This is a genomic window from Microcoleus sp. PH2017_28_MFU_U_A (genome assembly GCF_020738035.1).
Classification (GTDB): domain Bacteria; phylum Cyanobacteriota; class Cyanobacteriia; order Cyanobacteriales; family Microcoleaceae; genus Microcoleus.
The window spans coordinates 141,316-151,686 of record NZ_JAEQCX010000021.1 but is presented as its reverse complement, the minus strand read 5'-3'; the positions used below and the strand labels follow the sequence as shown (position 1 = coordinate 151,686).

Annotated in this window: 7 protein-coding genes; 4 read left to right on the top strand and 3 right to left on the bottom strand. The window is 49.5% G+C overall.

Features of this window, described 5'->3' with window-relative positions; genetic code table 11:
* The first annotated feature begins 125 nt into the window (after window positions 1-125).
* Window positions 126-2,189 carry a serine/threonine-protein kinase gene (locus JGK14_RS00785; RefSeq protein ID WP_293216488.1) on the top strand — a complete coding sequence of 688 codons (2,064 nt, stop codon included), beginning with the start codon at window positions 126-128 and terminating at the stop codon, window positions 2,187-2,189.
* 146 nt (window positions 2,190-2,335) lie between these two features.
* Here the strand turns inward: JGK14_RS00785 and JGK14_RS00780 are convergent, their stop codons facing one another.
* Complete coding sequence (locus JGK14_RS00780) at window positions 2,336-3,994, bottom strand: calcium-binding protein (protein WP_293216490.1); 1,659 nt, start codon at window positions 3,992-3,994, stop codon at window positions 2,336-2,338.
* Window positions 3,995-4,046: 52 nt separating this feature from the next.
* The gene (locus JGK14_RS00775) at window positions 4,047-4,685 is read right to left on the bottom strand and encodes a transaldolase family protein (RefSeq protein WP_293216492.1); all 639 of its coding nucleotides are present in this window, start codon (window positions 4,683-4,685) and stop codon (window positions 4,047-4,049) included.
* A gap of 253 nt (window positions 4,686-4,938) precedes the next feature.
* On the opposite strand from JGK14_RS00775, the gene JGK14_RS00770 reads away from it, so the two are divergent.
* A complete protein-coding gene (locus tag JGK14_RS00770; RefSeq protein WP_293203588.1) occupies window positions 4,939-5,178 on the top strand; it encodes a hypothetical protein in 240 nt (79 codons plus the stop codon).
* Window positions 5,179-5,319: 141 nt separating this feature from the next.
* Window positions 5,320-5,547: a hypothetical protein gene (locus tag JGK14_RS00765; RefSeq protein ID WP_293174374.1), complete on the top strand. Its 228-nt coding sequence runs from the start codon at window positions 5,320-5,322 to the stop codon at window positions 5,545-5,547.
* A gap of 365 nt (window positions 5,548-5,912) precedes the next feature.
* Here the strand turns inward: JGK14_RS00765 and JGK14_RS00760 are convergent, their stop codons facing one another.
* Window positions 5,913-7,076 carry a quinone-dependent dihydroorotate dehydrogenase gene (locus JGK14_RS00760; protein ID WP_293216494.1) on the bottom strand — a complete coding sequence of 388 codons (1,164 nt, stop codon included), beginning with the start codon at window positions 7,074-7,076 and terminating at the stop codon, window positions 5,913-5,915.
* A gap of 360 nt (window positions 7,077-7,436) precedes the next feature.
* Between JGK14_RS00760 and JGK14_RS00755 the strand changes: the two genes are divergently transcribed.
* A complete protein-coding gene (locus JGK14_RS00755) occupies window positions 7,437-10,355 on the top strand; it encodes a sensor histidine kinase (RefSeq protein WP_293216496.1) in 2,919 nt (972 codons plus the stop codon).
* The last annotated feature ends 16 nt before the right edge of the window (window positions 10,356-10,371 follow it).

The window sequence follows — 10,371 nt, the reverse complement described above, 5'->3', positions numbered from 1 at the left end:
AGCCGACTCCCTTGGGTGAAGCAGGAAGCAGACCCTTCAAGAGCAATCTTGATTGAATAGTGAGACTTGAGAAAGTTTAGCTAAGTTTTGTGTAGCAGCAACCTCAATCAGGGTTATGTGGCTTCGTGAGTTATTGCCTCAATCCCAAATGCCCGAATCCCTCCGATCCAGCCAACTCTGGTAAATCCGCGTGCATCCACTGCGGGTCTGAACTTTTGTTGCAAGGTAGATATCGGCTAGTCGCGCCTCTCGGAGGCGGTGGCTTTGGCAGAACATTTGAAGTGGACGACAACGGCGCCCGAAGAGTGCTCAAAGTCCTGCTGAAAGAACATCCCAAAGCTGTAGAACTGTTTAAGCAAGAAGCCGACGTATTGGTCAGGCTGAGACATCCAGGTATTCCAAAGGTCGATCGCGACGGTTATTTTACATTTTCGCCAGCTCACAGCACAGAGTCTTTTCACTGTCTGGTGATGGAGAAAATTGCTGGGGCCAATTTGCAAGACTGGCTGAAACATCGGGGCCGCCCGATCAGTCAAGAACAAGCTCTGAACTGGCTCAAACAACTGTCGGAAATTTTAGACCAAGTTCACCGACTCAACTATTTTCATCGGGATATCAAGCCGCACAATATTATGTGCAAGCCGAACGGGCAGCTAGTGCTCATTGACTTCGGGACTGCTCGGGAAGTGTCGGCGACTTATTTCGCTAAGGTGGGCCAGGGGCAAAATGTCACTGGTATTGTTTCCCCTGGCTATACCCCGCCCGAACAAACTAATGGCAAGGCTGTTCCGCAGTCGGATTTTTTTGCTCTGGGGCGCACTTTTGTTTATTTGTTGACTGGGAAGCCACCGACTGCGTTCCCAGAGAACCCCCGCACGGGCAGATTAATGTGGCGCAAAGGAGCTCCTCAGGTTTCCGACCCCTTGGCTAATGTCATCGATTACCTGATGGCGCCTTTTCCCGGAAATCGACCTCAAAGTCCGCAGATGGTTTTGCAGTGCTTGGAGGAAATTAATCTTGACGGTGCGGAAACTCAGTTACCAACTCAGTTGCCGACGACGGGACAAACTAAAATTCGCGGAACTTCCGGGGTGTCTGGGGCGACGAAGCAGACTTCCATCAACCGCCTCAAACCTCTGAATTCTGGTGGCTTGAACCAGTCGGAGCAAGAGGTTTTAGATTGGAAAAAGAAGTTGGTGGCGGGCGCTGCTGTTTTGATGCTGGGTATTGGCGCGTCTCAAATTTATGGTTCGATGCGTTACGGGGTGTTTCCGGCAAATCCGTTGTGGCTGCTTTCTAGTTTGCCTAGCAGTCAGTTTTTGCAAAGAAGTTTGGATAATGTCGGAAGTGTAAATGCGATCGCCCTGTCGCCGGACGGTCAAACTTTGGTCAGCGCCAGCTTTGGGACGATTAGAATTTGGAATCTGAAGACGGGACGCCTGGTGCGGACTCTGAATCCGGTGCATTCTAAAAAATCGGTTAGCACGCTAGCGGTGAGCCCGGACAATTCGACTTTGGCCAGCGGCGGCAATGACAATAATGTGATTTTGTGGGATTTGAAGACGGGGCGGCGGGTGCGGACAATTCCTGCTCACAAAGCCCCTGTCAACGCGATCGCCTTCAGCAGCGACGGTCAAAATCTGGCTAGCGGGAGCGATGACAAAACTGTTCGCTTGTGGAATGTCAGAACCGGCAGCAGGTTGCTGACTTTGACCGGTCACACCGGAGGAGTAAACGCGATCGCTTTGAGCCGGGACGGTCAAACTCTCGCTAGTGGCAGTGAGGACAAGACTGTGCGTTTGTGGAATCTTGACACCGGAGAAGTCAGAAGAATTATCACTGGCCACGGGGGTGCGGTTAATGCTGTGGCTTTTAGCCCGAACGGTCAAGTTGTGGCTAGCGCTAGCAGCGACAATACGATCCGTTTGTCGAACGTGCAAGACGGGAAGCGCACTCGCACTTTTAAAGGCCATTCGAGCTGGGTGAGGACGATCGCCTTTAGTCCCGACAGTCGCACTTTGATCAGTGGGGGCGGAGATATTATAGTGTGGGATTTGAAGACGGGGAAAGAAAGAAACACTCTTTCTGGTCACGGCCAGTTTGTGAATTCTGTGGCTATTTCTAGAGATAACAAGACTTTGGTCAGCGGCAGTCCCGATCGCACGATTAAGATTTGGCGAATGCCTTAGTCAGTTGTTATTGGTTATTAGTTATTGGTTATTAGTTATTTGTGATTAGAAGAGTGCAAATAACTAATAATCAAGTAGCAATTATATCATCTCTGGTGAATTAACCATCATATAATTGAAGGGTATTTTCAGCTTTTCCCCTATCTTTAAACAGAGAAGAAATCTTCAGTGCCGATGAAATTGGGAGGAACGCCTGTCAAAAATGCTAAAACTTCACCGCTGCTGGCTACTCCAATTAATGTGCCGTTCATTCCAGCAGAAATTGATAGTTGTCCGAAGGTCAAACCATTAATTAATTGAATGGTATCTTGGCCGTTGGCAAAATCAGAGATGGTATCAATTCCCAACCCCGTACCTAAAACAAATACATCGTTGCCCAAGCCGCCGACGAGATTATCGTTGCCCAAACCGCCGTTGAGGGTGTCAAAACCTTTGCCGCCAGACAGGATATCGTTGCCGTCGCCGCCATTTAAGACATCATTAGCCCGCAAACCGGTCAGCACGTCATCACCTTCCAAACCGTTGATGATATCGTTGCCACTTGTGCCAGTCAGGTTGTCGTTGCCGAGAGTGCCGTTGATGACGTTTGGAGTGCTGCTGGTGTCAGCAACAAAAATGTCGTCTGTATTGTTAGTATCCCCCGGCACTACGTTGGAGGGAGATGCATAAAACGCCACAAACCGCCCGTCGGCTGAGATGGAGGGATTACCTCCCTCCTCCGGATAGCCTGCTGAGTCAAAAGAGACGTTGGTGGTGGTATTGGTGAGCGTGTCCCGCACGAAGATGTCGAAGGTCTTGGTACCCACTATGTTGAAGACACCAGATTCAAACGCCACAAACCGCCCGTCGGCTGAGGTGGAGGGGTTGTCGGAGCGAAAGTTCCTCTGATTGCCTGCTGAATCTACAGAGACGCGGGTGGTGGTATTGGTGAGCGTGTCCCGCACGAAGATGTCTCCGCTACTGTTAGTATCCCCCGGCACGAGGTTGGAGGTAAAAGACTCAAACGCCACAAACCTCCCGTCGGGTGAGATGGAGGGGGTTTGGGAGACACTGTTCCCCTGATTGCCTGCTGAGTCTACAGAGACGCGGGTGGTGGTATTGGTGAGCCTGTCCCGCACAAAGATGTCTGTGTAACCGTTGGTATCCCCCGGCACGAGGTTGGAGGCACTAGAATCAAACGCCACAAACCGTCCGTCGGCTGAGATGGAGGGGAAGTTGAAGAAGCTCCTACTACCATACTGCTGATTGCCTGCTGAGTCTACAGAGACGCGGGTGGTGGTATTGGTGAGCGTGTCCCGCACAAAGATGTCTCCGCTACTGTTAGTATCCCCCGGCACGAGGTTGGAGGCATCAGAATAAAACGCCACAAACCGCCCGTCGGCTGAGATGGAGGGGCGGCCGGAGGCATCGTTCGCCTGATTGCCTGCTGAGTCTACTGACACGCGGGTGGTGGTATTGGTGAGCGTGTCCCGCACGAAGATGTCGTCTGTATTGTTAGTATCCCCCGGCACGAGGTTGGAGGCAGCAGAAGAAAACGTCACAAACCGCCCGTCGGCTGAGATGGAGGGGCGGCGGGAGTTACGGTTCCCCTGATTGCCTGCTGAGTCTACAGAGACGTTGGTGGTGGTATTGGTGAGCGTGTCCCGCACGAAGATGTTGTTGTTATTGTTAGTATCCCCCGGCACGAGGTTGGAGGCAGCAGAAGTAAACGCCACAAACCGACCATTGGCTGAGATGGAGGGGCTGTAGGAGTCATTGTTCGCTTGATTGCCTGCTGAGTCTACAGAAACGCGAGTAATTGTCATAAGCCCTCACATTTAAAAGTACAAGTTTGGATTTGCCCTTTATCTACATGAGCTAATAACTAATTCCTCGCCCGTTTTTGGCAAATTCATCAACTGTTTGCTGGGACAATTCGTGAACGGCCATTGCTTGCAATACGTCCAAAGGTAATGTCAAATGATGAGCGCCGGCTAATAAAGTCTTTACCGCTTCTTCCGGCGATTTAATGCTGGCTGCCAAAATCTCTGTATTCGTTCTCTGCAAAACATTTGCCATATCCCGCACTAAAGCAAAACCGTCTCCGAGGAGTCTGGTGGCGCGATTCACGTAGGCGATCGCATATTTGGCGCCGGCTTCTGTGGCAACAACGGCCTGGGCTGCACTGTAAATAGCCGTCACTGCACAAGGAATTTCCGGCGACAAATGGGCTACTGCTTGGAAGCCCGCCGCCGTTGCTGGAACTTTCAAAACTGTCTGTTGTCCAATTAATCCAAAAGCTGCCTTTCCTTCTACTACCATGCCATCAAAATCAGATGCTGTTAGCTGATAATAGACTTCCCCGGAAATCAGTTGTGCCAGTTGTTTTAGTGTCTCTTCAGGAGATAGCTCGCTTTTTGCCAAAAGTGTGGGATTAGTAGTAATTCCCGCTATCCACCCGAACTTGCTCGCCCGTTTGGCTTCCGCTACAATTGCAGTATCAACATAAATCGCCATCGGCTCTACACCTTCAGTTTCTTAATATTTTCCAGACCCTTGCTTTCAGCTTGAGAGCGATCGCAGTCAAATTAATTGTTAAGCTTTAACCATATCAGAATTTCGGAAATATTACTGTTAAGTAAATATAACAATTCAGTGATGTGCATCACTGGCAGTGTGTGAGTTAGGAATGCTTCAACAGTTGACAGTTGACAGTTGACAGTTGACAGTTTAAGAGCGACCTCTACCTAGAAGGAAGAGGATTGGAGTAATGAATAGCGTGATTTTAATTTCTCCCGGGCGGGCGGGCTTTCAACCAATTCTGTCTGGTAATATCGTGCCTGCGGTCACGAGCGCAATGAAATTAGTTTGTATGGAGGACTCGCATTCCTCACTCAAAACCGGATCGCGGTTATTTTATCGGAAAATACGAGGTATTAATTCAACAGGACTTACCCAAAAAGAATGGGTTTCTGAGGGAAAGTGCATAAGTGCTGTTGAAGATATCTGATAACTGAACTCAAAACTTTCAAGTCTCTTGGTAACTGCGATTCTCGGGGACTGAAAAATTTACTTCCCAAATCCCGGATACAGATAAGTTGTATTTGTAGTCATGGTTATGTATCTAATCACTCAAGGAGGTGACTCAGAAATGACTGAAAAAGAAAATCAGCACCCACAAATCAGATTTGAGGCGTCTTCTGAACCAGCCCAATCGCAAAAAGCACCAGCAACCGCTGACGAATTTTCGGCAAATGTTCAGTCTGAAAATGCGTTTCAACTTATTCAAAATATCCAACAAGACAATTTAAAAGCTCTAGAACGTTTCTTGATGGCGAGCATAGATTGGAAGATTTCAGAATTTTCTAAACGCAAGTAATTTAGGGAGCGCTACCGCAACTGGCGAGTTCTGAGTTGTGAGTTGCGTTGGCAATTTTGTTTGACTCAAAACTGACAACTCTTGAACTTAAATAATTTGCTGTTCTTGATAAACAACCCCGTTTGTAGTGAGGACTTTAGTCCTATTTTTAAGGGCTAAAATCTTGAACGCAGCGCTCATAATTTTTATTTTATTACTCTTGAAAAAGTGCTTGGATAAGCTGCTATTTTGGTGTCAGATTATTATGTAAGCATTTTTTTTAAGTGCTGTACTCAGATCCAGGTATGTAGTTGCGCTTCAGCGCTCTTTCTTTATATCTATGAAAGAGCGCTGAAGCGCAACTACGTACCTTGAAAAATGTCCGACTATTTAATATTTTCCGAACCAACGGCCTCTGAAATCGAATTAAATCCTTTTTCTTCTAACTTTTTTAGCAAACCTGCCAAAATTCGCCGCACCATCCAAGGCCCTTCGTAAACCCAACCGGTATAAACTTGAATTAAACTCGCACCGGCGGCAATTTTTTCCCAAGCATCTTCGGCGGTGAAAATGCCGCCTACTCCAATTATTGGTAATTCGCCTTTGGTATATTGCCAGATAAATCTGATTACTTCTGTCGATCGCTCTTGCACTGGTATTCCGCTAATTCCGCCCGCTTCTTCGCTGATGGGTTTGCCAGTTTCTCGCAAGATTTGTGTTTTCAGTCCGTCGCGGCGGATGGTGGTGTTGGTGGCGATAATTCCTGCTAGTTGGTAGGTTTTTGCTAAGTCGAGGATGGATGCGATCGCCTCTGGTTCCAAATCCGGCGCAATCTTGACTAAAATTGGCTTGATTCCCCGATTTTCTTGTTGCAAAGTTTCCAAAATTGTGCTAAGCCCAGCAGCATCTTGGAGCGATCGCAATCCAGGCGTATTGGGAGAGGAAACGTTGACTACAAAATAGTCGCCCCAATCTTTGAGCAGCTTAAAACTCTCCAAATAATCGGCTGCGGCCAGCTCTAACGGTGTTACCTTAGATTTACCAAGATTGATGCCCAAGGGGAAAGGAGGCTCAGGCATGGGGCGCGAGCCGTCTAATTTTAACTTTTTCTGTGCTTCCTGAAACCGGGCTGCCATTGCCGCGGCTCCTTGATTGTTAAATCCCATGCGGTTGAGGGCTGCACTGTCAGCAGACAAGCGAAACAACCGAGGTTGGGGATTTCCCGGCTGCGCTTGGGAGGTGACTGTACCGAGTTCGGCAAAGCCAAAGCCAAAATTTGCCCAAATGTCCGCAGCTACACCATTTTTATCAAATCCTGCCGCTAAGCCGACAGGATTTTTAAAGCTCAGTCCCCACTTCGATTGTTCGAGGCGAGAATCTTGGACTCCCAAAGATTTCTGCAATCGAGAGAGCATTTGACTGGTGGCAGGATTAGACTGGGTTCGGGCTGCTATTTCTAGAACTTGAAGAGTGCGGTTGTGCAGCCACTCGGCATCGGTTTTCAATACTGAAAACAACAGCGGGCGCACACCTAATTGATAAATATCCAATGACTTGTCCTGGGGCTATTGACAAATGAGAAATCAGAAGGGAAATAAAAATAGTCAGCAGGAGACTGGAAAGGGGGAGCATCTCAGTTTTGCCTTGATAGTGCTGTCCCCGCTCGCTTGCGGTTATAACCAAGCGAGCCGGGACAGCACTATATATATACAATAAAATGCTTTTTATAAAAATGAGCTACTCCCCTGGGAAGGTGAGATTTTTACTTTTACTGCGATCGACCGGATCGACATTTTAGATTGAAGCATAATTTAGACGACTATATTATAGGTTGATTCTTTTCCATTTTAAATTTTGAAATTTTTAAGTTTGTAAGTTGAAATTGGACAAAGGTGTGGGGAATCTGGGACATGGGGCAGGAGCAAAGAGCGAAGGATTTAGACGAACAAATCGCGGGGCTGGAGCGCGTGCTCCAAACTCTCCGAGAAGAGGAGAATGTGGAAGTGCTGCTGGAGACGGCACTCGGTTACTTGCAAGCGGAATTTGACTGGCGGTTGATTTGGATCGGGTTGTACGATCGACAGGCGCACCGATTGTTAGGGAAAGGCGGCATGACTCCTAATGGCGACTTGTCTTTTCTCAAACAGCGGTTTTCCCTGACTCCGGGGGATTTGCTGGAACAAGTGGTGATTCAGCTCCGGCCCGTGGGAGTCCCGGATTTGCGATCGGAAAACAGGGCCGGAGAATGGCGCAAAGCGGCTCAAACTTACAATATTCAAGGCACGACTCTGTTTCCGTTGCGCTACAAAGATCGCTGCTACGGCGTAATTTTGCTGGGGACAGACGTGTGGGGTTCTGCGCCAAATGCGGCAGAAAAAACGCAGTTGGCGATCGTATTTGGAGCACTGGCAACTGCTCTTTATCAAATAGAAAAAGATTGGCAGCGACAACAGGTCAAACGCCCGGATGAGTCTCTGTTAGCACTGATTTCGCAGTTGCGGGAATTGCGATCGCTCGACCAATATTTGCAAGCGGTAGTCGAACAAGCCCATGAATTTATTGAGCCGACGCGCACTAATGTTTATTGGTTCGAGCGAGAGCGGCGCTATTTTTGGCGCCGAGTTAGCAACCGCCAAATTGCTCCTGGTTTGGGCCAGATCCGACCGGCTTCGGGCATTACTGTGCAAGACTTGGGCGAATTTTATCAGGCTTTAGCGGCCCAACAAATAGTTTGGATCGGTGAATCTCACAGTTCTCTGAAAACTGAGCTGACGGGGCGGTTGATGCAGCAAATTCGCGCTCGCTCTCTGTTGGCGGCGCCGATTGTTTTGGAAGGGGAATTGTTGGGATTTTTGGCAGTGGAAGCTGGCGAGCCGCGGATTTGGCAAGACAATGAAAAACAGTACCTGCGGGGAGCGGCGCAATTAGTGGCTCTGACGGCTCCTCTGTCGGAAATGGAGGAGAGGATTGAGCAAACACAGCTCGATCGAGATTTAACTGCCGGCATCGCTCGCGCCATCTACAGCGATGCTGACTGGGAGGCGACTTTGAAAAATACGGCGGAGCAGTTGTGCTCTCGGCTCAAGTGCGAATACTTTTTGCTGTTGTTGTACAGGGAAGAACAAAATCGCTTTGAAATTGTCTCCCAAAATCTGCCCCGCAACCGCAGACAAGTACCGTCGCCACTCAACGCCCTTGATGTGGCTGATGTGGGGCTGGTGCAAGAAAGCGCGGAACCTCTGGCGATCGAAAATTGGGAGGAAGACGGGCGGTTGGGCGCTTGGCGGGAAGTGCTGGCGGAAGCGGGGGTGCGATCGCTTTTGGCATCGAGCACTCGCACAAAACAGTCCGAGGGAGAAAACCCCAGTCGAAAATCGAAAATCGAAAATCGAAAATCGATCGAGGGTTTGCTAGTTGTCGGGCACAGTGCAACTCGCACTTGGAGGCGATCGGAGCGAGAATTAGTTCGAGTAGTCAGCCAACAGTTAGGATTGATTCTGCACTCCTGGCAGCAGAGTTCGGAAATTGACAAATATCAGGAATTTGAGCGATCGATCAAATCGGGTTTGGCGCTGTTGCAGCATTCGGGCGAGCCACAATCTCCACAACAGAAATCTGTTGCTTCGCCGAATATGTTCCCAGAGTTGCCGCTGCAAAAGCTCGATCGTCATTTTGCCGAACACGTTTCCCAGACAATTGCCTGTCCTTTAGTGGCAGTAATTACTTGGAATCCCGGCCACGAGGCAGCTTCAATCTCCGCCGCAGTAGCTGCCAATCCCGTATTTGCCCTGAATCCCGAGGCGCTGATTCCTGTCCAAACAGACGCTTTGATCCAACAAACCCTGGCGGCAGGAGGCGTGCTGCAACAGAGTATGAGCCAAGTGCTGCTGGCGACAAAGCGGTGGCTGCGGAGTCCAGGAATTGGCGAAATTATGACAGTGGCGCTGCGGAGTGCCCCAGAACACGCTCCCTTGGGCATTGTGGTGGTGGCGGACGCTCCGGGCCGCCAGTGGTCGGAGTTGTCGGTGAATTTGCTGAGTTCGATGGCATCTCAGTTGGCTTGGCGGCGCAGGTATGTGGCAGTGCAATCGGCGCAGGAGTCGCAGCGATTGGATCTGGAGATGCTCAACTGGTACAAGCAGCGCCGTTTCGAGGATTTTTACCGCACTGTGGCAGCGGGCCTCAAGGAGTTGGGAGAGTTGAGCCAGTCGATTTTGCAGTCGGCGAAGGAACAAAAGGATGCTCTGAAAACCTTGCGCTACCAACAGGTTTTGCGGCAAATTGGCAATGCTTTGGGGTCAATTCATTTGGTGCTGAAACAGGAACAGTGGCGGCCGCAATTCGGACAAGATGCGGTGCCTGTGAGCGCTTGGCTGAGGCGATCGCTCGATCGCACGGCCCCCCTGGTCAAACAGTCGGGAATCTTGCTGGAAGTGAACAGAGAGACCGCTGTGTCGCTGCCTGCGGGTAAGACTTTGGGAGTTCGCGGAGATAGCATCAAGCTGGATTTGATCCTGTGCGAGTTGCTGGCGATGGCTTGCAGGCGTTCTGGAGCTGGCGATAAGATTGAGATTCGCTCTCAACTTTTGGGGGAAGAATGGCTAGAATTATCTGTGATTGATAGTGGCGAGTGCGATCGACAGTTACTTGCCGGCTTCAACGGCGGTTTCCACGGCGATATATTGGCCGTTACGTCAAATAGGTCGATCGGGCAAAATCTCTTAATTTGTCAGCGAGCGGTACGTTTAATGGGGGGAGACTTTTCCTTAGAAATCTTAGAAAATAACTTAATTGTCGCCCGCTTAGTCCTACCTCTAGCAGGTTCGTAGTCAGGACTTCAGTCCT

Excerpts from the sequence above, each read along its gene's own strand:
- JGK14_RS00765 (WP_293174374.1), top strand. The coding sequence starts at position 5,320 with ATGACTGAAAAAGAAAATCAGCACCCACAAATCAGATTTGAGGCGTCT.
- JGK14_RS00775 (WP_293216492.1), bottom strand. The coding sequence starts at position 4,685 with ATGGCGATTTATGTTGATACTGCAATTGTAGCGGAAGCCAAACGGGCG.
- JGK14_RS00780 (WP_293216490.1), bottom strand. The coding sequence starts at position 3,994 with ATGACAATTACTCGCGTTTCTGTAGACTCAGCAGGCAATCAAGCGAAC.
- JGK14_RS00770 (WP_293203588.1), top strand. The coding sequence starts at position 4,939 with ATGAATAGCGTGATTTTAATTTCTCCCGGGCGGGCGGGCTTTCAACCA.
- JGK14_RS00755 (WP_293216496.1), top strand. The coding sequence starts at position 7,437 with ATGGGGCAGGAGCAAAGAGCGAAGGATTTAGACGAACAAATCGCGGGG.